The organism is Treponema sp. R8-4-B8 (assembly GCF_054786175.1).
Window position 1 is genome coordinate 271,466 of record NZ_BDHE01000487.1, and the last position, 24,372, is coordinate 295,837.

23 protein-coding genes and 1 pseudogene are annotated in these 24,372 nt (G+C 40.5%); 12 read left to right on the forward strand and 12 right to left on the reverse strand.

Annotated features, from left to right (window positions below; all coding sequences use genetic code 11):
* Positions 1-22: 22 nt before the first annotated feature.
* The 10 genes from ACYVRA_RS14430 to trpD form a co-directional block, all read right to left on the reverse strand.
* A complete protein-coding gene (locus ACYVRA_RS14430; protein ID WP_461253425.1) occupies positions 23-442 on the reverse strand; it encodes a hypothetical protein in 420 nt (139 codons plus the stop codon).
* Entirely contained in the window at positions 439-885 is a 447-nt protein-coding gene (locus ACYVRA_RS14435; protein ID WP_461253426.1) for a LytTR family DNA-binding domain-containing protein, read from the reverse strand. Before ACYVRA_RS14435 ends, ACYVRA_RS14430 begins: the two co-directional genes overlap by 4 nt.
* Positions 886-909: 24 nt before the next feature.
* A complete protein-coding gene (gene trpA, locus ACYVRA_RS14440; protein ID WP_461253427.1) occupies positions 910-1,719 on the reverse strand; it encodes a tryptophan synthase subunit alpha in 810 nt (269 codons plus the stop codon).
* Positions 1,712-2,911: a tryptophan synthase subunit beta gene (gene trpB / locus ACYVRA_RS14445; RefSeq protein ID WP_461253428.1), complete on the reverse strand. Its 1,200-nt coding sequence runs from the start codon at positions 2,909-2,911 to the stop codon at positions 1,712-1,714. The genes trpA and trpB overlap by 8 nt, the downstream gene beginning before the upstream one ends.
* Positions 2,912-2,915: 4 nt before the next feature.
* Complete coding sequence (locus ACYVRA_RS14450) at positions 2,916-3,548, reverse strand: phosphoribosylanthranilate isomerase (RefSeq protein WP_461253429.1); 633 nt, start codon at positions 3,546-3,548, stop codon at positions 2,916-2,918.
* 40 nt (positions 3,549-3,588) lie between these two features.
* Positions 3,589-4,323, reverse strand: a complete 735-nt coding sequence (locus ACYVRA_RS14455; protein WP_461253430.1) for an SIMPL domain-containing protein — start codon at positions 4,321-4,323, stop codon at positions 3,589-3,591.
* 17 nt (positions 4,324-4,340) lie between these two features.
* The gene (locus ACYVRA_RS14460; protein ID WP_461253431.1) at positions 4,341-4,976 is read right to left on the reverse strand and encodes a hypothetical protein; all 636 of its coding nucleotides are present in this window, start codon (positions 4,974-4,976) and stop codon (positions 4,341-4,343) included.
* A 54-nt stretch (positions 4,977-5,030) separates the two neighbouring features.
* Entirely contained in the window at positions 5,031-5,357 is a 327-nt protein-coding gene (locus ACYVRA_RS14465; RefSeq protein ID WP_461253432.1) for a hypothetical protein, read from the reverse strand.
* A 138-nt stretch (positions 5,358-5,495) separates the two neighbouring features.
* On the reverse strand, positions 5,496-6,305 hold the full coding sequence (trpC, locus tag ACYVRA_RS14470; protein WP_461253433.1) for an indole-3-glycerol phosphate synthase TrpC: 810 nt from the start codon (positions 6,303-6,305) through the stop codon (positions 5,496-5,498).
* A 12-nt stretch (positions 6,306-6,317) separates the two neighbouring features.
* Positions 6,318-7,334: an anthranilate phosphoribosyltransferase gene (gene trpD / locus ACYVRA_RS14475; RefSeq protein WP_461253434.1), complete on the reverse strand. Its 1,017-nt coding sequence runs from the start codon at positions 7,332-7,334 to the stop codon at positions 6,318-6,320.
* A 111-nt stretch (positions 7,335-7,445) separates the two neighbouring features.
* Here trpD and ACYVRA_RS14480 point away from each other — a divergent pair, with 111 nt between their 5' ends.
* Positions 7,446-9,764 (forward strand): MFS transporter, encoded by a 2,319-nt coding sequence (locus ACYVRA_RS14480; RefSeq protein WP_461253435.1) that lies wholly within the window; start codon positions 7,446-7,448, stop codon positions 9,762-9,764.
* A gap of 12 nt (positions 9,765-9,776) precedes the next feature.
* Here the strand turns inward: ACYVRA_RS14480 and ACYVRA_RS14485 are convergent, their stop codons facing one another.
* Entirely contained in the window at positions 9,777-10,061 is a 285-nt protein-coding gene (locus ACYVRA_RS14485) for a helix-turn-helix domain-containing protein (protein ID WP_461253436.1), read from the reverse strand.
* Positions 10,062-10,531: 470 nt separating this feature from the next.
* Between ACYVRA_RS14485 and ACYVRA_RS14490 the strand changes: the two genes are divergently transcribed.
* From ACYVRA_RS14490 to ACYVRA_RS14525, 8 genes are all read left to right on the forward strand, one after another.
* The gene (locus ACYVRA_RS14490; protein ID WP_461253437.1) at positions 10,532-10,969 is read left to right on the forward strand and encodes a hypothetical protein; all 438 of its coding nucleotides are present in this window, start codon (positions 10,532-10,534) and stop codon (positions 10,967-10,969) included.
* A gap of 26 nt (positions 10,970-10,995) precedes the next feature.
* Entirely contained in the window at positions 10,996-11,118 is a 123-nt protein-coding gene (locus ACYVRA_RS14495) for a hypothetical protein (protein ID WP_461253438.1), read from the forward strand.
* Between the two features lie 33 nt (positions 11,119-11,151).
* Positions 11,152-12,210, forward strand: coding sequence for a DNA-methyltransferase (locus ACYVRA_RS14500; RefSeq protein ID WP_461253439.1), 1,059 nt, complete (start codon positions 11,152-11,154; stop codon positions 12,208-12,210).
* Positions 12,203-13,039, forward strand: coding sequence for a NotI family restriction endonuclease (locus tag ACYVRA_RS14505; protein WP_461253440.1), 837 nt, complete (start codon positions 12,203-12,205; stop codon positions 13,037-13,039). Before ACYVRA_RS14500 ends, ACYVRA_RS14505 begins: the two co-directional genes overlap by 8 nt.
* 274 nt (positions 13,040-13,313) lie before the next feature.
* The gene (locus tag ACYVRA_RS14510) at positions 13,314-13,859 is read left to right on the forward strand and encodes a hypothetical protein (protein WP_461253441.1); all 546 of its coding nucleotides are present in this window, start codon (positions 13,314-13,316) and stop codon (positions 13,857-13,859) included.
* 105 nt (positions 13,860-13,964) lie between these two features.
* The gene (locus ACYVRA_RS14515; protein WP_461253442.1) at positions 13,965-15,272 is read left to right on the forward strand and encodes a serpin family protein; all 1,308 of its coding nucleotides are present in this window, start codon (positions 13,965-13,967) and stop codon (positions 15,270-15,272) included.
* A gap of 78 nt (positions 15,273-15,350) precedes the next feature.
* Entirely contained in the window at positions 15,351-16,754 is a 1,404-nt protein-coding gene (locus tag ACYVRA_RS14520) for an MATE family efflux transporter (RefSeq protein WP_461253443.1), read from the forward strand.
* Positions 16,755-16,818: 64 nt separating this feature from the next.
* Positions 16,819-19,407 (forward strand): penicillin-binding protein 1A, encoded by a 2,589-nt coding sequence (locus ACYVRA_RS14525; protein ID WP_461253444.1) that lies wholly within the window; start codon positions 16,819-16,821, stop codon positions 19,405-19,407.
* Between the two features lie 242 nt (positions 19,408-19,649).
* Here ACYVRA_RS14525 and ACYVRA_RS14530 read toward each other — a convergent pair whose 3' ends face one another.
* Complete coding sequence (locus ACYVRA_RS14530; protein ID WP_461253445.1) at positions 19,650-21,251, reverse strand: chitobiase/beta-hexosaminidase C-terminal domain-containing protein; 1,602 nt, start codon at positions 21,249-21,251, stop codon at positions 19,650-19,652.
* 428 nt (positions 21,252-21,679) lie between these two features.
* Here ACYVRA_RS14530 and cysS point away from each other — a divergent pair.
* The 3 genes and pseudogenes from cysS (at position 21,680) to ACYVRA_RS14545 (ending at position 24,372) form a co-directional block, all read left to right on the forward strand.
* A pseudogene (cysS, locus tag ACYVRA_RS14535) lies at positions 21,680-23,098 on the forward strand (cysteine--tRNA ligase).
* Positions 23,099-23,120: 22 nt separating this feature from the next.
* Positions 23,121-23,789, forward strand: coding sequence for an RNA polymerase sigma factor (locus ACYVRA_RS14540; RefSeq protein ID WP_461253446.1), 669 nt, complete (start codon positions 23,121-23,123; stop codon positions 23,787-23,789).
* Positions 23,779-24,372 (forward strand): anti-sigma factor family protein, encoded by a 594-nt coding sequence (locus ACYVRA_RS14545; RefSeq protein WP_461253447.1) that lies wholly within the window; start codon positions 23,779-23,781, stop codon positions 24,370-24,372. The genes ACYVRA_RS14540 and ACYVRA_RS14545 overlap by 11 nt, the downstream gene beginning before the upstream one ends.

Below are 24,372 nucleotides of genomic sequence, written 5' to 3' on the forward strand. Positions count from 1 at the left end.
AGTAAGATGCGTAAATTTGACGCTAAGATGCATTATCAGACTGCTTTTCCTGATGTTTTTGCAGTAATTTGTTTAATTCTTTCGCGTCATTTTTTATCTTGGTAACTGAGATTATCATTGCAAATATATAGATTATCACCGCCATTACAACAAGAAGCCACACCGATATTGCGGAATACCAATCAAAAAGAAGGCCAAATACGATAAGAACGGCGATTATATAGCTGATATCAATCAAATATTCAAAAATTATATTACGGATTTCAAATTTCCATCGCAGGAAAAGACCCAGAATAATAACAATATTTGCGGCAAAAATTTCAAAAACAACGGGAACAAAATGAATTTCAACGTTAAACAACATCGAAAATACCGCCAGTATAACTAAAGCGGAGCCGGTAACAAACATAATATAATTTATTATATCTTTTATTCCTTTCATTTATTCATCTCCTGTAATATCTGTTTTATACCGGAAATATATTTTCTGGTAATACATAAATAAACTCCATTAGACAATACCGCTTCAAGACGATTATTGTCCAATGGCCTGAATTTGTCCAGCTTGTTAATATTTAAAACGCAATATTTACTGATTTGTATAAAACCGTTATCTTTTAATTTTTCGTATATCTGATACAGGCGGCTTTTAACAAGATATTTTTCTTTCTCACAGCAGACGATAGTTTTGCCGTCAACGCTTTCAATGTAAAAAATATCAGAAACATTTACAAGTTTTACAATGTCATCTGAATAACATTCTATTTGAGTGTCAACCGATTTTAAAAATGAGACAATACGCTCTACAATCTTGCTCTTTACAGGGTATTTAATTGATATTTCAATGTCTTTTTGTAAATCATTTTGTTCAAGATTTATAACCATATTGATAGAAAACCTTCCAATGTATTAAAAGTTGATAACAGCCTCTTTCATTTCTTTCACATAACTGTAAATGTGCGGCGCCGCTTCTGTTCCGTACTGCGCCGACAATTTTACAAGTGCGCTTCCTACAATTACTCCATCGGCAATACGCGCCATTTGCGCCGCCTGCTCTGGGGTGTGAATGCCAAACCCGATTGCGATGGGCGTTGATGTTACAGATTTAATCGCTGCGGTAATTGAGGCAAGGTCTGTGGTTATTTCGCTTCGCATTCCCGTTACGCCCATCGAAGAAACAAGGTAGATAAAACCGGAAGCGGACTTCGCTATTTCTTTTATTCGCTCTTGTGAAGTTGGAGCGATTAGCGAGACAAGATCGATACCGTGTTTGTTCGCCGCTTCTTTTACAGGCGGCTGTTCTTCAAACGGCAGGTCGGGAATGATGATGCCGTCTAAGCCGACATCATTGCAGCGTTTAAAAAAAGCGTCGTAGCCTGAATAACCATTAGGTTTGCCAGTGGTCAGTCCGTAATGAAAAACAGGGTTGACGTATGTCATGAACAAAAGAGGGACGCTTGTCTCTTTTCGCAATTCCGCGACAAGGGTAAATAATTTTTCCACGGTTGTTCCGGCGGCAAGGGCGCGATTATTCGCTTCTTGAATGACCGGCCCTTCCGCGATTGGATCAGAAAAAGGGATACCTATTTCTACTATGTCCGCGCCGGCTTTTATCATCTGCATAATAAACTCTTTTGAGCTTTCAATATTAGGGTCTCCGCCCGTAACAAAGCCGATAAACGCCTTGCCGTTTTTAAAAGCGTTTTGTATATTACTCATGTAATTCTCTCCCCCTGTAACGGGCAATTGCAGCCACATCCTTGTCGCCGCGGCCTGAAAGGCAGATGATCATGCTTTCATCGGCGGAAAAGTTACGCGCTATTTTTTGGGCGTGGGCTACGGCGTGGGCGCTTTCTATCGCGCAGATAATTCCCTCCGTGCGGGAAAGATATTCAAAGGCGCAGACGGCTTCTTCATCGGTGACTGGCGCGTACTGCGCGCGTTTGGTGTCGTGCAGCCAAGCGTGTTCAGGCCCGATGCCGGGATAATCCAACCCCGCCGATATTGAGTACACGGGAGCGATTTGCCCTTCTTCGTTTTGGCAAAAATAGGATTTCATTCCATGAAAAATACCGACCGTCCCCTTTGCGATTGAAGCTGCGTGTTTTTCAGTGTTGATACCGGAACCTGCCGCTTCACAGCCGATCAGCTTCACTCCCGAATCATTTATGAAATTGTAAAAAATACCCATAGCGTTACTGCCGCCCCCGACACAGGCAAGCACGGCAGCGGGAAGTTTCCCCTCCGCGGCAAGTATCTGTTCCCTTGCCTCCTTGCTGATCACTGCTTGAAAATCGCGTACAATCATGGGAAAGGGATGAGGCCCCATCACCGAGCCAAGCACATAATGCGTGTCATGGACTCTGCTTACCCATTCGCGCATAGTTTCATTAACAGCGTCCTTGAGCGTCATTGTTCCCGATGTTACAGGATGAACTCTTGCGCCTAACAACTCCATGCGGTAGACGTTAAGCGCCTGACGCTCGGTATCTTCCTTGCCCATGAAGATTTCGCACTCCATTCCCAAGAGAGCCGCAGCAGTCGCCGCAGCAACGCCGTGCTGGCCCGCTCCTGTTTCGGCAATAATTCTTGTTTTGCCCATTTTTTTTGCAAGTAACGTCTGCCCAAGCACATTGTTGATCTTGTGGGAGCCGGTGTGGTTCAAGTCCTCGCGCTTCAGATAAATTTTGGCTCCGCCAAGATCGCGGGTCATTTTTTCAGCGTAGTAGAGGAGAGAAGGGCGCCCCGCATAATTTTTTAAAAGCGCATCCAGTTCAGCTTTGAACGTGGGATCATCTTTGTAATGGTTGTAGGCTTTTTCAAGATTGATGATCTCGTTCATCAATGTTTCGGGTATGTACTGTCCGCCGTAATCGCCAAATCTACCGGAGAATATTTTTGCGTCTTTCATAAAGTTATCCTTGTCTTAAGATTTCAGTTAATTCTAATATTTTTTTCCGATCTTTTAAACCGTCTGTTTCCACTCCGCTTGAAACGTCAATAGCAAACGGTTTAAGCGCCATTGCCTGTTCAATATTTTCTATGTTGATGCCGCCTGCTAAAAACCAGGGTTTTGGGAATTTAACTGAGCTAAGCTGTTTCCAATCGAATGTCTTGCCGGAACCGGCGCCTGAATCAATTAAAAAATAATCCACTAAATTTGACAGGGCTTTTAACTGCGAATTAAGCGATGTACTGCCGAAGATTACTGTTTTTATCACTTTAATCGGCGGAATAACAGTTTGCCTGATGTTTGTTTTGCTTAACTTTTTTAACTGCGTGATATAGCTTTCATCTTCATTGCCGTGAAGCTGAGCAATGGAAATAATGCCGTTATGGTAAAGTTCAGTAATAAATGCGATAGGCGCGTTTACAAACACGCCGACGGGAGTAATCTCGTCAGCAAGACGGAAACGCAGATATTGGGCAAGAGGAGCGGAGACCTGCCTTGGACTATTGGCAAATACAAAACCGGCAAAATCCGCACGGGACTCATTTATATAATCAATGTCTTCATCGCGGAACAATCCGCATATTTTAATACGCATGGCTATAATGTAGCATATTTACACGCAATAAGTCCATGTTTTATTTTAATAAAAATACTACTGATATATTAGTCGTGATTTCCAATTCACCTATCGGTAATACTGTTGAAGTATCCGCTTCAGCTTGCAACGCCTCATCAGCTAATTGTCTGCGAAACGCGTTGCTTGTCGGTGAAACTTGCTGCGTCCCCTGATCCGATATGCTTAATACTTTAATTATTTTAAGATTCGACAGTTCCGCGTACTGATTGGCCTTTTCAACGGCTTTTTTATACGCAAGCTCGCGGGATTTAACATAATATTCGGTTGTGTTTTTTATGCTGTAATTTACCTGATTTAATTCTATCCCGTTTATTTGAATAAGCTGATCAATTATCCATGACGCTTTTTCGCTGTCATCAGTTATATTTTCAATAGAAAAAGTTATACTTTGCCTGGCTCTCTGTCCGACAAGAATACGTCTGCTTGTATATTCATATTCCGAGTTAAATTCCAGCGATGCGGTATTTATATTTTTATCTTCAATGTTCGCGTCTTTTAGCACTTTCATCGCCTGCCTGACCATTCTAGTCACTTCTTCCTGAGCCGCCTTAGTCGTTTGCGCGACCTTACTTAAAGTAATGCTCATTTGAATTACATCCGGCTGGACTGATACAGTGCCTGTTCCAAAAACAGAGATTGTGCTTTGGTTTTGCCGATTATTCTCTTTATCACAACCAGATACAAATACGGCAATTAATACTAAAACACATACCCCAAAATACTTTGTTTTCATAAAATTATCTCCTTACTTTATTTTAGCATATATTTAGACTTAAAAAAATTCAGATTTTGAGGAAACCATGCGGGATCTAGGGCAAGTCCGTTATAGAGTTCAAAATCATCTAACAGCCCGCTTCCATTTTGCTCTTCATTGTCAATAGTAAGGTCGTACCAAATAGACATATTGGAATTAACGTTTTTCTTTTTATATTCATTAATTATATTTTTCATATCATTATCTGAAAGATATTTTTCAATAAAAATATAGTAATAATTCATCATAAAATCAAATTCATTTTTCACCGCTAACGGCTCGGCAATTTTTGAAACTGATACTTTGCCATTTTCTTTAAGATAAATTAATTTAAATTCTTCGAGTGGATTTCCATCTTCATCCGCTGTCTCGTTTAAATATACTGAAATATTTATTTCATCTCTTTTCAATAGAATATCATAATCGCCAATTAATATATTACCTTTATCAAATTCAAATCTTGCAATCTGATAATTACCGGTATATTGAACAGGTATGCAAAAATAATAGCCTCTTTCATTATTTAAAAGAAATATAGATAACGTATCTTTTAATGAAAAATTGTACTGGGAAAAATCATTTTGGTGCGTTTTTACGCAATTCGATAAAGAAATTGCGGCAAATAAGCACATAATGCATAAATAGAAATTAATTTTACTCTTTATATAATTATTATACATCAATTTCTATAATCTTGTTAAAATCAAAGTTATAGACTCCTTTGTATCATCAACATTCCATATAATAAACAGTAATTTATTAGCGGACAATAGAAAATATTGTAAAATTGCTGAATCACCATCTTTTTCAAAATAAATTGTATCATTCATTTCTTGATAATTACCTTGCCGATACAATGTATCTAATAAAATGAATTCATTACGATTAAATCTTATGAATTCGTGTTTTTCACTGCCACTAATGAGACCCCAACTTCCGATTAATGAAGAATCAAAAGCAAAGAGACTATAGCCTATACAGAACATAATTAGAAACAACAGTATTTTTTTCATATATTCCTCCAAATTAATATTATTTTATATCTTAAATTTACTATTGTCAATAAATATTTAACTAATGTAGCGCGTAGCTACCCAAATAAAACTTTTTTGTTCGTGCCGATTCGTGGTAAAATATTTATTGTTTTTCCATCAAGTAGATACCAATTCTTTTAAAAACGCTTTTCTATCCGCCGCTCTCATCAAACTTTCGCCAATTAAAACAGCGTCCACGCCGGTTTTTTTTAATTCGCGGATATCATCCGCTGTTTTTATGCCGCTCTCCGCTACAGTCAGTATCCCTGAAGGAAGTTGTTTTTTTAAGCGTGATGTCAGTCCCGTATCAACACTAAACGTGGTAAGATCTCGGTTGTTAATGCCGATGATACGCGCTCCCGAAGTAAGAGCTTCCCGCGCTTCTTCTTCGCTGTGGATTTCTACAAGGCAGTCCAAAGCAAGTTCTCTTGCGGCGGCAATAAAATCAGCTAATGTTTGTTGTTCCAACAGGGCGCAGATTAAAAGTATCGCTTTCGCTCCCAATAATTTTGCTTCGTAAATTTGGTACTTGTCAATAATAAAATCTTTTCTGAGCGTCGGAATTTTCACAGTGGCGGAAATTTCGCGTAAATAATTATCGCTTCCCAAAAAAAACTCAGGCTCTGTCAACACGGAAATCGACGAAGCGCCGCCTTCTTCGTACTCCTTCGCGATTTCCAACCAGGGAAAATTTTCCGCGATTACGCCTTTTGAGGGCGACGCTTTTTTTACCTCACAGATAAATGACAGCCCGCCAGCGGCAATAGCGCTTTCAAAGGGCAGGCGATTTTTATCAGCGTGTTCAGTTTCAGCTAACTTAATTGCTTTATCCCGCGCCTGTTCAAAAGGGAGGGCATTTTTTGCTTTTTCCACGCGGACAAGCGTGCTTGAAGCGATTTTGCCTAAGATAGCGGGGGGGCTTTTCAAGAGGGGAGCCTCCTAAGCTGTTTTCTTCTGCGACATAGAAATAAATGTTTTAAGTTGTTCGCTTGCCTTGCCTGAATCGATTGCCTCTGCCGCGATGGCAACGGCTTCCTTTATGCCTATTTCAGGCTTAGCGATATGAATCGCGGCAGCGGAATTAAGAAGCACTGCGTTTCGTCTGGGGCCTTTTTCTCCCGCTAAAATACTTCTTGTTATTTGCGCGTTTTCCTCCGGAGTTCCGCCTAACATATCTTCTTTTTTACAGCGTTCAAATCCAAATTGTTCGGGTTTAATCTCATAACTTTTAATAAACCCGTCACGTAATTCGCAGACTGTAGTTGGAGCGCTAAGAGAGATTTCGTCTAACCCATCCTGGCCGTAAACAACCATCCCTCTTTTTACTCCAAGATTGCATAAAACTTTCGCCATCGGTTCAACCAAATCATTCTCGTACACGCCTAACAATTCCATGTTCGCGCCTGCTGGATTTACCAGAGGGCCAAGCATATTAAAAATTGTGCGAATGCCAAGTTCGCGCCTGACGGGGGCTACATATTTCATTGAAATGTGGTAGTTCTGCGCAAAGAGAAAACAAAGATTGATGGTTTTTAAAAGATTCAAACTTTGTTCAGGGGGGATTTTTATATCGACGCCGAGCGCTTCAAGAACGTCCGCCGCTCCTGTTTTACTTGTCGCCGCGCGGTTGCCGTGTTTTGCGACAGGAAACCCCGCCGCGGAAATAACAAGCGCGGAAGTAGTAGATATATTGAAGGAATTGGAATGATCCCCGCCTGTGCCGACAATTTCCAGCACGTCCATGTCGTGTAATATCCTGACGCAGTGCTTACGCATCCCCGCGGCGGATGCGGTAATTTCATCAATAGTCTCGCCTTTCACGGACATTGCCGCAAGGTAAGCCGCCATCTGTATTTCGCTGGCTTTCCCTTCCATAATTTCATTCATAACTGTTTCGGCGCATTCATAAGAAAGATCCTCTCTCTTTGCAGCCATTATAATCGCTTCTTTTATCATATTTATTCTATACCACAGATTCAATAAAATTACAATATGAAAACATAAAAAAAACTTTACATATGTTTCCGCTTACTTGTATTTTGCTTTTTAGATTGATAAAGTTTGAATATGACAACGCAATTATCACCCTACCGCTTGAATAAGGCGCGAGACGTTTACAATTTTTTCAATGTTTTAAACGCCGTTTCATGGAATCTGTTGGTAGGAATTATTATAACTTTATTTGCCCTCAGGCTGGACGCTTCCTCAACCTATATCGGGCTTATGAGCGCCGCTTTTTACATCGCGTTATTTCTGCTTCCGCTTGGCAAATTACTTGCAAAGAGGTTTTCAATAATCGGGATTTTTAGCTTTACATGGATAATGCGATCAATCTGTATGATGCTGGCGGCTGCCGCTCCTTTTGTAGATTACGCAGGTCACAGAAATATCGCCCTTCTTTTAATTATATTGGGCGTGTTTTTATTTCATCTTTTCCGCGGCGTAGGGATGATTGGAAATAATCCTGTTTTAAGTTTATTGGCAAGCGGCCCGGATCGCGGCAGTTATATGACGCAGATTCAGATCATCAATAGCGCGATTGGAATGTTCGGGAGTTTCCTGATAGCGATGGTGCTTGGAATGGAGCCGCCAATTTTTGTGTTTTCTATTTTATTGGTTATCGGAGTAATCACAGGGGTAATAAGCGGGTATGTTATCAGAAAAGTACCTGAGCCTCCCATTCAACAGGAAACAGACAATAACTTAGCATCACCGTTTAAAACAGAAAAACAGAAAACTAAGCTTGCCGATATTTTTAAAGACGCTTTTTCCAATGATCATTTGCGGATTTTTTTAATAATTTTCTTTTTAGTTATTCTTGTGTCAGGCGTTACGCGAACATTTGTCATTGTTTACGCCCGCGAAGTTTTTGGGCATAACGACGGCTTAATTTCCCTGTACTCAGTCTTTGGCGGGCTTGGCTATCTTATGGTCGGCTTAATTGTTAAATTTTTGGTAGATCGCGTTGGCGCAAAACCGCTTTTCCTGGTTTGCGTGATTTTAGGGCTTATAAGTTTAATCCCCGTTGTTTTTATTCCACAAACGGCTATTGCTAACGTAGCAGGTTCTATTCTTTTTTTAGCGTTTTTATTTTTCATGCTGAACTTCGGCTTTCTTGGCTCCGAAGGAATCGCGCAGACTTACTTTTTTGGATTGGTTCCGCCCGAAAAAACTCTTGACATGGGAATCTTATACTTTTTTATTTTAGGCATTGCCGGCGCGAGCGGCTCTTTTTTAGCCGGGCTTTTCCTTGATTTTTTCCGTTTTATCGGGCTTTCTCATTTTTTGGCTTTTAAAATACTTTTTATTATATTGATAGGTTTAACGATACTTGCCCTCTCCTTGCAAAAGAAAATGAAACCTTTAGGCTCCCTTCCGCTGTCAAACGCGCTGGAAGTTATTTTCTCCGTCAGGGATCTTCGCGCGATAAGTTTGTTAGGCAAACTAAATAAAGCGGAAGATTCATCACAAGAGAAAATGCTTCTTGGCGAATTGCACAATACCCCTTCCCACCTCGCGATTGACGGGATACTGGAGCGGGCATGTTCGCCAAAAATGGCTACGCGCACGGAGGCGATAAGGGCGCTTGAGATGCTTCAGAAACTGAGCAAGAAAGCGGAGAAAGCGTTAGTTGATGACGCTGTAAATAATCCTTACACCACCGCTTATATTTCCGCGCGTATTTTAGGAAAACATAATTGTACCGACGCCATTCCTATGTTACGTGAAATTACCAAATCAGGGGATTATATGCTCGCGGGAGAAGCGATAATCGCGCTTGCAAGAATGAAAGATGAAGATTTTCGTCCTGAAATAGAAAAATTAATTTTAAGCTCGGATAACCCTCGGCTAAAAATCATGGGAGCGGAAGCTCTTGGCATATATCACAATGTTGAATCTGTTCATGTGTTATTGGGTCTTTTGCGCGAAAAAAATCCGCCGCCGTATTTAAGGGATGAGATTATTCTCGCGATCGCCGCAATAATTGACACTCAAAAAAAGTTTTACAAAATCTTAGCCAAGTTTGCGGCGGATAATTCGCTTGCCGCGACTCTGGCGGCGGACGAAGCGGAAGAAGCGCTTGAATTTGTCAAAACCGCTCTTAGTAAAAAGAAAGCGTTAGACGAAAAAATATCTGTGGTAAAATCCTACGCTGAGAATTTTCAAAATGCCGTAAATAAATATGTAAAAGAAAATGACGGAGCGTCATTATCGCGCCTGATTTTAGATTTGCCCGATGAGTATTTAAAAGCGGAAAGTATTATTAAATCTGTTTTTTCAGAAGCGGTTATTGATAATGATTTAAGCGGTTATGACAGCCTTCGCTTATTAATCGTTCATTGGTCGGCGCAGGAATTGCGTATTTGGGCGGTTATGGTGAGGTAGGCTTAATCATGATTACAATGTTTCATCAATGGCTTTGAGAATTTTCTTTTTAAGAGCATTTTTTTGCTCATGCTGCGATTTCATTGTTTTTAAAGTGTTTGATTCATCGGTTTTTGAAAACAAGTCCGCTGGTTCTATTTTAAGGGCTTTTGCTATCAGATTGAGTGTATCCGCAGAAGGAAACCGCTTCATAATTTCTATTTTTCCTATCAAGGTAGGTGAACAGCCGACTTTTTCCGCTAATTTCATCTGAGAAATCCCCAATATCTCCCGGCAACGCTTCATGTTTTTTGCCAAAAGAATACGGACATCGGTCATGGTTATCCCTCCAACAGTAAAAAAATTGTCGTATTTGTATGAAAATAGTGAAATAGACTATAAGTCTTTATATATACAGACTAATAGTCTTGCAATAAATTAGGATATGCGGTAAAATTTAATAAGAAAACAGTGGCAGACGTTATTAAGGCGGTTGTTGCAGTTTTAAGGGTGTCAAGTTTTGACTTGTATGACGGTTCGGTTATGGTATTTTATTGTGCATATATAACGTTATGCAACATTTACGCAATTTTTTTTCAAAGGAAAAAATAAAAAATATACCATTCGGCATATATGTTTTTAGCCTTTTTTTGCAAAATATGCCTTTCGGCATATATACGAATTAGTTTTTTACGATAAAATTTAAGTATGGCAAATAGCCGTGTTACGGTTTTTTTATATTTTAATTGTTATCGGAATAAAGCAGGGTAACAAAAAAGGAGCTTTGTATGAAAAACTTTACAAAAGCATTCGGGATTATCGCCTTTGTAGTGGTAATCGGGTTTTCAATGGTGGCTTGTGGAGATGAAGAAGAAACAGAAAATCAAGCACTAAATTCCATTACTCCTTACCACATAGAAAAACAAGGGGGGTGGCGGTATCCATTAGGCGATGGGGCATGGACTAGTATTGTTTTTCATGTTCTTATTCTAGGTGAAGGCGAACACGAAGGTGAGTGTTTCGGAACATTAGATCCGGGGTTTAGCGGGACATGGAAAATTCAAAAAAACGATGCTGGTGTGTTTGAACTTGAAGTTACAATAAATGGTAATATTATGGGCGATGACAGTTTGAACGGAGTATATAATGGAGTGTTGTCAAATAGCGGTAAAACCTTGAAATTAACCAGAACTGACGGAACAGGTTCATTAATTTTTAAAGACTAGTCATCCATTTTGTGAAAAATGTGCAAATGTCGCATAACAGGACTGTAGCTGTACGCCGCCAGAAGGCGGCTAGGCAGTTACAGCCGGAACGTTATGCAACATTTACGCTTAAACTTGGTGGTAAATATTTCCCCAAAATAGCCTATTGAAAATATTATAGACTTAGTATATAATCCTAAAATATGACAATTAATGATTATTTGCTGCAAAAAAATATACGCCCTTTGTTATTATGTGGGGATTCTCTGCAAATTTTAAGGAAAATACCACAGAATTCTATCGATATGGTTATAACAAGTCCACCTTACTGGGGAAAAAGAGAATATACAAATGGTGGGATAGGTTTAGAGAAAAATTATATTAGTTTTATAGATAATTTGTTACAAATAATATATGAGATTAAACGAATTCTTAAACAAGAAGGTTCATTCTGGCTAAATATTGGTGATACATATAAAAACAAATCCCTTGTTGGGGTTCCCTGGAGAATTGCCATTAAAATGATGGATGAACAAGGATGGGTTTTAAGGAATGAAGTTGTATGGAATAAAGTTAAAGGAGGAATGGACAATTCAAAAGATAAATTGGGAAATGTTCATGAGCCGCTTTTTCATTTTGTTAAAACAAATAAATATTATTATAATGTAGACGCCATTCGCGCAAAACCTCATAAGACATTTGTTAAAAATGGTACTGTAATTTCAGCGACTGGCGTATCTGGAATAAGATATAAACGCCAAATAGAAATGTCTACTTCGTTGACTGATGTTGAAAAAAAGTATGCTTACGATGATCTTGAAACTGTATTAAATGATGTAAAGAACGGGAAAATATCCGATTTTAGAATGATTATTCGCGGGCAGCAGCGAGTTACACATTCAAATAACATAAACGTTTCAGGACGAGCTAAAGAATTGTCCGAGAAGGGATATTATTTTTTAAAATATCATCCGAATGGAAGCAAACCCAGAGATGTTTGGGATATTTTGCCTGAAGACACACAAAATAGAAATAATCATTTTGCGCCTTTCCCTGATGATTTGTGTAAAATTCCAATTTTATCAACCTGTCCGCCTAATGGCGTAATGTTAGATCCGTTTGTCGGAACGGGAACAAGTGTTGCGGTTGCATATTCATTTGGAAGAAAATCTATTGGCATAGATATTTCGCAGGAATACATTGAAATTGCCAATCAAAGATTTTGTGAACCATTTCTGTTTAAGGATGCAGTAAATGTATAAAATAGTAGAATTATTTGGAAACAACACAAGTAATAAAGATTTAGATTGGAAAAACATCATAGACAAACAATTATGTCCTTTTGTCAATAAACGTTGTTATAAGGTCAGAAAAAGCCAACCTGAAATTTCTATTGGAACATGTAGTGTGTTGTATAGTACGGATAATAAACCGATAATTATATGTCCAAATCGATTATTACAAAATAGAAAAGTGTTTCTTGATTGCGTGCATTTGTTACAATTACATCAGCCAGGAAATGACATACATATAGTTCCTGAATTATCTGTTCCAGGGGGAAGTGTCGATTATGTAATTGCATCGGTTAGGAATAACAAAGTGAAGGATTTTGTTGGTATTGAATTTCAAACATTAGATACGACTGGAACTGTATGGCCAGAAAGGCAGAATTTTTTATTTGATTTGGGTATTGTTGTCGAAAATATAGAAAGCGATAAAACTTATGGTATGAATTGGAAAATGACAGCTAAAACAATATTAGTGCAATTACATCATAAAATAAGTACTTTTGAGTATTTACAAAAACATTTAGTTCTCATAATTCAGGATAGTTTTTTTGAATACATGAAAAAAGAATTTAATTTTAAGAATATCAATAATCCATCTTTATTGGGGGATAGTTTGCAATTTCATTCATATTCATTGGAAGGTGAAAATGATAAGTATTTAAATTTAAAAGAAAGACTAAGTACTAATTCTGTCGGGATTGCGGAATGTTTAGGATTAAATGCTGAAAAAAGCGTTGATTTGGAAATTATGTTTGAAGCGATAGAAATGAAAATTTCCAATAATACATTATTAAAAATATAAATTATTAAAATACGACTCAAATGTCGCATAACATAAAGCATGGGTACTCCGCCCTGTTGGGGCTTGCATCCCCTCTGCACGGTTTTATTATCCCCCAAATACATATTTTCAATAAAAAAAGCCCGGAAAAAGGTACTTGTACCACATTTTAGGATATGATATAAAGTATAATACTTACTATTAGGAGGAACAAAAAACAAGCCAGATTAATGATAAATTTCTATTTAAAAGAATAGAATATAGCGTTTCAGCCATTGAATTTCCGGATAATTTTTTGGATATATATTCATTAGGCATTAAACCAATTGCATCCTCAACGGCCTGTTGGCGCGGTTTTGTTGCGACATATGCAATAAATAGGGGAAATTTGGTCCTAAAAAAATTATATACAAATAATGGAAAAGGAAATGACATTCCATTGATTAATAATAAATCTCCTGAAAGAGCAACACAAAAAGTTTTAGCTGATTGTTATAAAAATACTCTGGTAGATTTTACATATAAAAATGTTAATTTATTTATACCATATACCGGTTCAATATTAATTACAAGAAATTTTATAAGAGAAAGATATGTTCACATGGGGTTTCAATCTCCATTCAGTTACGAGATTGTAATTCAACTTACTTTCAAAGACGGAAAATTTATTTCTTCCAAAGATCTGTCTGATATTGCTAAATCAGTACGTGAAAAGAAAATCAAACTGCCTGAAAGAAATGATGATGAAGATTATACTATCAGTATGATGAATTGGGTTAATGATTGTTTTGATATTTCATTTGATATAAAAGTAAATGAATTATTGAATGATAATAAATAAAAAAATAGTAAGGCCGCCGCATCGTATAATTCATGCGGCATCATCATAAAAAAACTTGTCAAAACAAGTAATATGTTGTATATTACTATACTAAGGAGAAATAAGATGAGAAATAAATCATGTTTTATTCTTTTTATCACAATCTTTTTTCTGACATATTCTTGTGGGTTATTAGAAGATAATAACAGTTCTTTTAGTATTGTAAAAGTTACCGCAAAAGCGCTCTTAGCGCCGGAATACGGCGAAGATAATCAGACGCTCAGAACCGCTGCGCGTGGAGCTAATGATTTTGCTTTCCGTTTGAGTGCGGCTCTGGCGCAAAATGCCGGGGATGAAAATTTTGTCTGTTCTCCTTATTCGGTATGGATGCCTCTGGCGGCTCTTGTCAATGCCACCGACGCTCAACATAAAGACGCTCTTTTATCTGCCCTTGGCGCGGCGGGAATTAGCCATGATGATATGAATAAAGCGTCTTCCCGGATGTTGTATGATTTAACAAAGTTACGGGACAAGGAATACCAAGATGAATACTATAATCCCCTCAAAATTACCAACGCTATTTTTGTGGGAAACAATGTAACGCTCCGCAAGGAGTTCGCGCAAACTTTTATGGATTGTTACAGGGGCAGTTCCATCAATGTTGATTTCTCTTCCCGTGACGCGGTAGACGCGGTAAACAACTGGGCAAGTAAAAACACAAATGGATTGATTACCAATCTGGTACAGGAATTTGATCCGTTAACTGTTGCCGCCATTGCAAACGCTATTTATTTTTCAGACCGGTGGGCTTGGGAATTTGACCGTAATGAAACAAAGGAGAAAGTTTTTCACGCGCCGGCTGGGGATATAATGGCTTGGTATATGTTACGCGATGGCGAAGATCAATATTATTATGAAGATGAAAAAGTACAGGCTATTCTGCTTGGCTTTAAGCATGGCGGAGGAATGTATATTGTGCTTCCAAAGTCGGGCAGTGCTAAAGAATTTCTTTCCTCTGTCATGACCAATGAGTATTTTAATGAAATACAACGAGATTCTGATTTAGCCAAAGGCAAGCTGCTGTTACCGCGCTTTTCCATACAAAACGACATTAAAGGTTTAAAAGAAGCTCTTAAAGCGCTGGGCGTTCCCCTGTTTGAAAAAGAATCCGCTCCTCTTACCGGGGGGCTAATCGAAGAAGATATACCAGTGTGGTTATCGGATGCGATACAAAGAGCCGTAATTAAAGTCGATGAAAAAGGCACTACTGCCGCCGCAGTAACGGTAATGGTAGGCGATGGCGCAGCTGGTGGTCCTCATCCTAACCAACCGTTTGAGATGATCTGTGACAGGCCATTTGTTTTTATATTATACGAATACACCTATGACGGCGGCAGTCAAGTTTTATTTACAGGAATGGTGAATCGTCCTTAAGGGAACATCTAAAAAATTCAGTTTTAGATTTCTCTTAGTAGGCTTGTTTAAATCCTTTATTTCTGCTATTAAATATACATGCCTGAAAACCAAGACGCCGCAAGCCGGTTAGGCACCGAACCTATCGGAAAACTATTACTGCGATTCTCTGTCCCTGCGATAACCGGAATGTTGGTAAACGCGCTCTACAACGTGGTTGACCGCATTTTTGTCGGCCAGGGCGTGAACGAAATCGCCCTTGGAGGGCTTTCTCTTGTACTGCCGCTTATGACTATCGGTATGGCTTTTTCCATGCTCTTTGGCATTGGCGCCGCAAACATGATCTCAATGCGTCTTGGGCAGGGACGGCGGCAGGACGCGGAAAACGCGTTGGATCACTGTTTTTTCCTATTAATAGGCATTTCTGTTGTAATGATGATTGTCGGGCTTTGTTTCCTTGATCCGCTTATATTAATGATGGGAGCGGAGGGCAGCGAGGCTATCAGTTACGCAAAAGATTATTTTCGCATAATTCTTTACGGTATGGTTTTTTTTACGGTTAGCTTCGGGATGTCTCATTGTACAAGGGCGCAGGGCTTTCCTACAATTTCAATGCTTTCCATGATCTTGGGAGCGGTTCTCAATACAATACTCGATCCTATTTTTATTTTTGCGTTTAAATGGGGAGTAAAAGGGGCGGCTTGGGCGACTATCATTTCCCAGTTTGCCTCGTTTGTTTTTATTTTTATTTTTATCACAAGCAAAAAGGCGGTGGTAAGGCTTAACCCTCGCGCTTTCAAATTTGATTTTTCCGTTGTTCAGGCGATCATGGCTTTTGGTTCCGCTCAGTTTCTGCTTCAGTTTATGATGTCAGCGGTGCAATTTTTGTACAACAAAAGCGTGGGCTGGTACGGCGCCGCCGCTCTTGGAGTGGCAAATGGAGACGCCGTCGTTCTTTCGGGAATGAATATTAACGGCTCCATTATGATGTTGATACTCATGCCCGTCTTTGGGATTAATCAGGGGTCGCAACCGATACTGGGTTATAATTACGGGGCAAAATTATTCCGACGCGTGTTACGCGCATATTTGGGCGCGATAGGGGCAGCCTCAATAATTTGCGTTTTTGGGTTTGCCGTGGCTCAGTTTTTCGCGCCTCATCTGGTTAGGGTATTTGTGCCGGACGGAAGCGACGCGCTAATGCGGTTCGCGCCTCGGGCGATGAGGATAATGCTGCTGTTACTGCCTGTCGCCGGTTTTCAAATTGTTTCAACAAATATGTTTGTAGTCACAGGCCGCCCGAAAATATCGATCTTTCTTTCCATGCTCAGACAGTGTATCGCCCTCATTCCATGCATACTCATCTTTGGAAAAATATGGGGGCTTTGGGGCGTGGTTGCCGCCGCTCCTGTCGCCGACGGCTTTTCATTTATTATTACTGGGATATTAATTATATTTGAGCTAAAAAAATTAAGGCGTGATTTAGCCATTAATCCCGCGTAATTGGGGTAACCTCGGCAAAGACTTCCTACTTGACTGAATACCGCGATTTTTATATTCTATATATATGGGAAAATCCGGAGGTTCTTTTTTTTCCTCCCTTGTCGTAAAATTAATCGCCTTTTTTACTATTTTAATTATAGTTATAATAGGTATTGGTCTTGGTCTGTCCCTTGCGATGACGGCAAATACAAAAAATCAGGAAAATTATGTTGAATTGGCTCCCGCGCTTCCGACTAAACTTCTTGATATTAACGATAACTTAATCACCGAATTTGCCTCCGATGAAAAGCGCGAAATGGTCGCTTTAAGCGAACTGCCGCGTCATCTTATTCACGCGGTTATATCCCGCGAAGACCCTGATTTTTACAGTCATCATGGTTTTAGTATTCGCGGTATTATGCGCGCCGTAATAGGGCAACTGCTTAAAAAAAGCTGGGGCGGCGGTTCTACGATTACACAGCAGGTAGCCGGCACGTTGTATTGCGACAGGAATGAACGCACTATAAAAAGGAAAATCAGGGAATTGTGGTGGGCCTTCCAGATGGAAAGGCGTTACACGAAAAATGAAATTTTAGAGATTTATCTTAATTATATGCCGATGGGGCCTGGCACTTACGGAGTAGAAACCGCAAGCAAATATTTTTTCAATCACAGCGCGCGCGATGTTGACCTTGCGGAATCCGCAGTCTTAGCCGTACTGCTCTCAGGCCCGGGCCGTTTTGATCCGTTAAGAAATCCGAATCTTGCGCGAGACAGACAGCACTTTGTTCTTGAGCGCATGATTCAATTTGGATATGCCGATAAATACGAAGCGGAAGCCTCCTTCAACGCGTTTTGGGATAAGTTTGATTATACAAGACCCGCCCTGTCCGCGTATCTTACCCGCGAGGACAAGGCTCCGTGGTTCAGCGAGTATGTTCGCAGAGAACTTGACGTGATGATGTACGGCACAAGAGATTATTTCCGCGACGGTTATGTTGTGCATACGACTTTAAATCTTAATCATCAGAAAGCCGCGGATGTTTATTTAGCTGAAGGTCTTGAAAAGGCAAATATCGAATACAAGGCGTTAAACAGAAGAAGCAATGTTCAGGCGGAACGGGTTTACCTGCCTATTGTAGATCTGCTAACGCTTACCTTTAATCTTGTAGACATTCGCATAGGTACTGCCGGGCAAAATGAAAGTAGGGCAATGTCGCGTTACACGCGGACTGTTAATCCTGTAGTTGATATGGCCGCTTTGCTTTTTGATATTCCTGATTTGAAAGAAATGACCGTTTCAGGTTTTGAGAAACTTAGAATAAATATAGAAGAAAATGTTGTAGAAGGCGCGCTTATTACTTTAGAAAACGACACGGGGTTTATTACGGCAATTGGCGGATCAAAATACGACGAATCAAATCAGCTTATTCGCGCGACGCAGGCAAGCGTTACTCCGGGTTCTTCTTATAAACCATTGTATTATTCAGCCGCTATAGACAGCAAACAATTTACGGCGGCAACTTTAATTTATGACGCGCCGATGGCGTTTCATAACGAGGACGGCACTTTCTATGTTCCAAACAATTACGGCGGAGCATGGAGAGGGCCCTTGCTGCTTTACACCGCGCTTGCTTTATCGCTTAATATTCCCGCGTTAAAAGTACTGGAAACAATCGGCTTTGACGCAGCCATCAGCAGATCCGCCGCGTTGTTGGATATTACTGACCCGGCTCAAATACGGCGTATTTTTCCGCGTTATTATCCAATGGGATTGGGAATAATTTCTGTTTCGCCGTTACAGATGGCAAGGGCATTTGCGGTTTTCGCAAATCAAGGGCGTAATGTCACTCCAATCGCGATTCGCACGGTAGAAGATCGTAACGGCAGAATTGTATTTGATATTGAAAGAGATGTCCGTCAAAGACAGCGGCGGTTAGCGAATAACGGTCAGATTGTCAGTCCGCAAAACGCGTTTATTATGACCAGATTAATGGAGTTTGTAGTTACCGGAGGCACTCTCGCTTATGGAACCGGTTCAGGATCGAAACTGACTTACAAGGATAGCGAAGGTAAAACATTCAGGATGCCTCTTGCCGGAAAATCGGGAACTACGCAAAACTGGTCAGACGCGTGGGTAGTCGGATACACTCCTTATTATACAACGGCAATGTGGTACGGTTTTGACAAACCCGGCAATTCATTGGGGATTTCGCAAACCGGCGAAATGCTAACATCCCCTCTTTGGGGCAACTATATGCGCGATATTCACAACGGGCTTCCGCAAAAAAGTTTTACGCGCCCGTCGGGAGTTTCGGATGCCGCCGTATGCAGGGCATCGGGGCTTTTAGCTAAGGAATCATGCCCCCAAACGATTTATCTTCCCTTTCTTGCCGGCACTGTTCCAGGCCGTTACTGTGACGTGCACGGAAGCGGAGCCACCGCGCAAGGAAGACTCCCTTCCACTACTTCTACGCGGCTTAACGAGCTTGGCGATGTAGACACTTCTTTCCTTGATGCGATCCCCAGGCCTAGATTGCAGTTAGATTTATTCCCCGAATTGCAGAATCCTCCACCCAGAAACCAGAATGACAGAAGAAATGATCCGGTTGTGATTCCTGATACTTCAGATGATGATGATGATTATCTGCCGGCTTGGGATCAGGTGGATTGACGGGGTTAGATTTTTTCCAAAGAAATTCACACAAAGATCACTAAGGGGCATCGAACCTTCGGTTCGCGATCACAAAGGAAGAGCAGGAGTTTTTTTAACATGAACTTGGGTGACAGTCACCTTTTTTGAAACATAAAGAAGAGGGAAGATTGAATCATCCTCGCTAAAATTCGTGACAATGTCGTATAATAAATCCGCCCAAACACGAATGTTTGGGCGGATAAAATTTTCAAATAAAACTATTAATTAGAAATTGCCATTTCTCCGGTACTGCCGGCACCCGTTAAACTACTGTTCTTAATACCAACAGCAAGGAATTTTCCTCCGCCATAGACTATGTCATTAATGGCTGAATAGGTACCTGCACTGTCAAATTGAGATTTGCCTGTTCCTGTTCCCCCTTCAATAGTTGCCCAGTATGTGCCATCCGATGAATAATACATAACACCTTTACTGGCAACAGCGACAAATTTATTATCGCCCCATACTACCCTGCTAAGCTTGTCCATTAAGCCGGAACTCCCATAAAAAGACTGAACTCTTGTCCAAGTTGTACCATCATCTGAGTACGCTATTTGATACCCGCTAATACCGGAACTGCCGACAGCGATGTATTTTTCCTTTCCGGTCGCGCCGCCGTAAGTGATACCATTTATAGTCGACGTAAAAGTAGTAGTGGTAACTGCTGCCCATGTCGTGCCATCAGTAGAAGATGCCATTTTTCCACTACTGCCAACGGCAATAAATTTACCGCTGCCATAGGTAATGCCCTTAATATCCGTTGTACCAAAAGTAGAATCAGTTACCGCTACCCATGTCGTGCCATTTGTAGAATACGCGATTTTTCCACTGTCACCAACAGCGACATACTTTCCACCGCCATAAGCCACGTCATTAATGATACTTGTCCCAAAACTTGTAGTTGCAACATTACTCCATGACGCTCCATCAGACGAATAATTAATTGTTCCACTGGTACCGACTGCGACAAACTGCGTGCCATATGTTATACCATATACAATGAAGGAACTAACACCGGTTGAGTCCGTCCATGTAGTACCATTTGTAGAATACGCAATCTTAACATTTCCGCCGGCTACATATCTGTTGTTACCATAGGCTACTGAATATACCCCGGTATTTAGTATAGACGCGGAAGAAGTAACCGCTGAGAAAGAAGGTGCGGCAACCACTGTGTATGTTACTGAAAGAACTTCGCTGTCAACCATGCCATATTTAACCGCAATCGCTTTTAAAGTACAATTGCTTGTTATTTTTGGCTTTTGAGTAGGGATATACTGAGTGCTGCTGCTTGTCGGGGTTGTCCCGTCAAGAGTATAACGAATTGTAATGCCTATATCACTTGCAGGTGTCGAAGCAAGGGTTATTTCCTGTCCTGATACAACACTTCCGCCGTTAGGATCGGCTGTTGGTTTGGCTACTTGATTAGCGTCAACAGGACCTACGGCATCGGACAAAACCGGCGCGGGCGTGTCGCTGTTTGTCACTTCCACTTTAATGTACTTACCCGTGTCTTCAGTAGTTGGCGTATACTTCCTACTTGTAGCATTGCTTATATTCGTAAATGTACCGGATTGTGAATCAGCGCGTTTCCATTGGTAAGACACTTCGCTTACCGATATCGGTAACACGGAGGCTGTCAAATCATTGCCAACCTTTGGGATATTGTCTCCCAAATATAGCGAAATTGATACTGAAGATATTGTATTGTTTGGCTTTATTATAACATTGTCTCCTCCGTCATCTCCGCACCCGATAACCGTCATTCCTAATACCAGCGCCATTACCGCCGGTATTACTAACAAGAATTTCTTGTTTGCCATTTTTTTCTCCTTTTTCTTTATGAGTTTATTTCCTGTACATGCATAAAATAAACGTCCGTTTTTTTCTAACTATACCCATCGGTAATATATAAATTTATAAAATAAAAATTATATCTAACTTATGAATTTTATTATGATTATTTAGTTGTTTTTAATAAAATAGTATTTTTTTTAATTTTATTTCTTGATAAAAATGAAATTTTATGGCATTATATTAAATAAAGAAGTTTCCTGTAAAATAATTACTGCTTAATTTAAACGGACGTTTATTTTAATCAATTATTTGCAATGTAAAAATTTTTCGTAGATATAGTTCAAGTATTATCAAAAGTAATTTTATCTTTAGCTTGCGGCGGTCTTGCGATAAGGTTATTCAGAAATGTAACCCGCGTGTTGATTTTTTCCCCATTTTCCCCTACTCTGCTAATATGTCATTTACTTTTTACAACACGCTTGGACGTGAAAAACAGGCTTTTAAGCCTCTGCAAGAGGGAAAAGTCGGCTTTTACGGATGCGGTCCTACGGTTTATAACTACGCCCATATCGGCAATTTACGCGCTTACGCGCTTCACGACATATTAGTCCGCTCACTTCGCCGCGCGGGTTTTGACGTAACCCATGTAATGAATATTACCGATGTCGGCCACCTTTCAGATGACGCGGATGACGGCGAAGATAAAATGGTAAAAAGCGCGGAAGAGCGCGGCAAAAGCGTGCTTGAAATAGCGGATTTTTACACAAAGGCGTTTTTTAACGATACCGACAGAATGAATATTACGCGCCCATCGGTTGTATGCAAGGCTACGGAGCATATCGCGGAAATGATCGCGCTCATTCAACGGATAGAAAAAAATGGTTTTACTTATTTTGCGGGGGGCAATCTTTATTTTGATATTTCAAAATTTCCTTCTTATGGAGAACTCGCTCTTCTGCGAATGGACGATCTTAAGGCCGGGGCGCGGATAGAACAAGATGAAAACAAGCGTAACGCGGGCGACTTTGTGCTTTGGTTTACAAAGAGCAAGTTTGAAAATCAGGCTTTAGTATGGGACAGTCCGTGGGGGCGCGGTTATCCCGGCTGGCATATTGAATGTTCCGCGATGAGCATGAAGTACTTGGGCGAAAATTTTGACATTCACGCGGGAGGAATCGATCATATACCAATTCATCATACTAACGAAATCGCTCAGAGTGAGGCCGCCACGGGGAAAAAACCGTGGGTAAAATACTGGCTGCACAATGAATTTCTTGTCCTTAAAGACGGGAAAATGTCTAAATAGAAGGGCGGTTTTCTTACCTTGCAGACGCTTGTAGACGAGGGTTTTGACCCGCTGGATTACCGTTATTTTCTGCTTGGCGGACACTATCGCAGCCAGCTTCAGTTTTCCATGGAAAGCTTGGAAGGCGCGAAAAACGCCCGTAAATCGCTTGTAGACAAGGTTCGCGCTTTGGCTGCAAAGTGCGGGGCATCGACAGCCGCAGATACTGAAAAAACATCGTTATATATAGAAGATTTCAATAAAGCCATTGAGGACGACTTAAATACCCCCCGCGCCCTTGCGGAATTGTGGGGGCTTTTGAAAGAAGGGGCGGCTGAGGCTGAAACGCTCGCGGGCGTTTTTGAAATGGACAAAGTTCTGGGACTTGGACTGCAGGACGCTGTAAAAACCGCAGAAAAGGGCGAAAATGACGCGTTTTCACGGGAAATTGAGGAACTTATCGCAAAAAGGGCGGAAGCGAAAAAGGCAAAAGACTTTGCATTGGCGGATAATATCAGGCAAAACCTTAAAAATCGGGGTATAATTCTGGAAGACGGACCTGCGGGGACGGTTTGGCGCGTAAAATAAATGTAACAAAAGAGGAAAGAAATTGTTTAAAATAATAGAAGAGGGACATTCAGAAAATGATGCAAACCATGTTCGTACAGATGCTCCTCAAAGCGGAGGCGAATCAATGGGGCGGAATTCAACAGTTGAATTCAAGCGTCTTTACGATTCGTCATTTCAAATTTTGTTGAAGGTCGCGTACCGTATAACCAACAACTGGGAAGCGGCGGAAGACATTTGCCAGGATAGTTTTTTTCGTTTGTATGAAAGAAACATGGCTTTTCCCAACATGGAAGAGGGAAAATACTGGCTGATTCGCGTAGTTAAAAACGGTGCGATAAATTACGCAAGAAGAAAGGCTAAAGAACGATTGATATATCAACGCGCCTTTCGTGAAGACCATAGGAAGGAGGAAACCGGAGAGGGCATACTTGTAAAAAAAGAGACAAGCGAAGAAGTGAAAAGCGCCCTGGAAAAACTGCCGGAAAGATTACGTATGGTATTGATATTAAAGGAATACGCTGATATGAACTATAGGGAAATTGGCAAAGTGCTAGGTATTAGCGAAGGAAATGTTAAAGTACGGATGTTTAGAGCCAGAGAGAAACTTGCAAGCCTACTCGTAGGCAGTCCGCTTGCTGAGAGTTTGAATCTGCCTACTGGCGATAAACAGCCGAATATAGATTTACAAGGCGGTAAAAATGTGTCCTGATCCACAGCTTCTATCAATTTATGTCGATGGCGAACTTCCGTCACCCTGGGATGAAAAAATGGATTCCCATTTGAAGGAATGCCCGGCTTGCAGAAAAAAAGTTGAAACTTTTAAACAGCTTCACGAATTGATCAACAAAGACCATTCTGCAAAAGAAACAAGCGAAGAGGATATCCTGAAATCCAAAGAAAAAATTTGGCGCAGGCTGGAAGAAAAACGGCGCTTTATACCGCGCCCCAGAATATGGCAGCGCAGGATTTCTATCTCTATGCCGATGGCGGCGGCGGCGGCAATTATAATCGCTCTGATTGTAATATTTTTCTCCCGCGGGGGACAAATTTTGAATAACGGATTTGCCGGCAAAAAAGCAACCCCTGATGATAAATCAAGCTTTATCCTTTCCGCGGAAGAAGAAATCCCCGGAATGATACCGGCGGCGACGGACTTAAACGGCGTTCTTCAATATTTAAGCGCGGACGGTTCAAATATTATTATTTTACAGCTTCCTGAAAGCAAGAATTTTTCAAGGGCTGGCGAACCTGCAATAATCAGAGCCGCTGATTATTCAAGGAGACATCCGTAA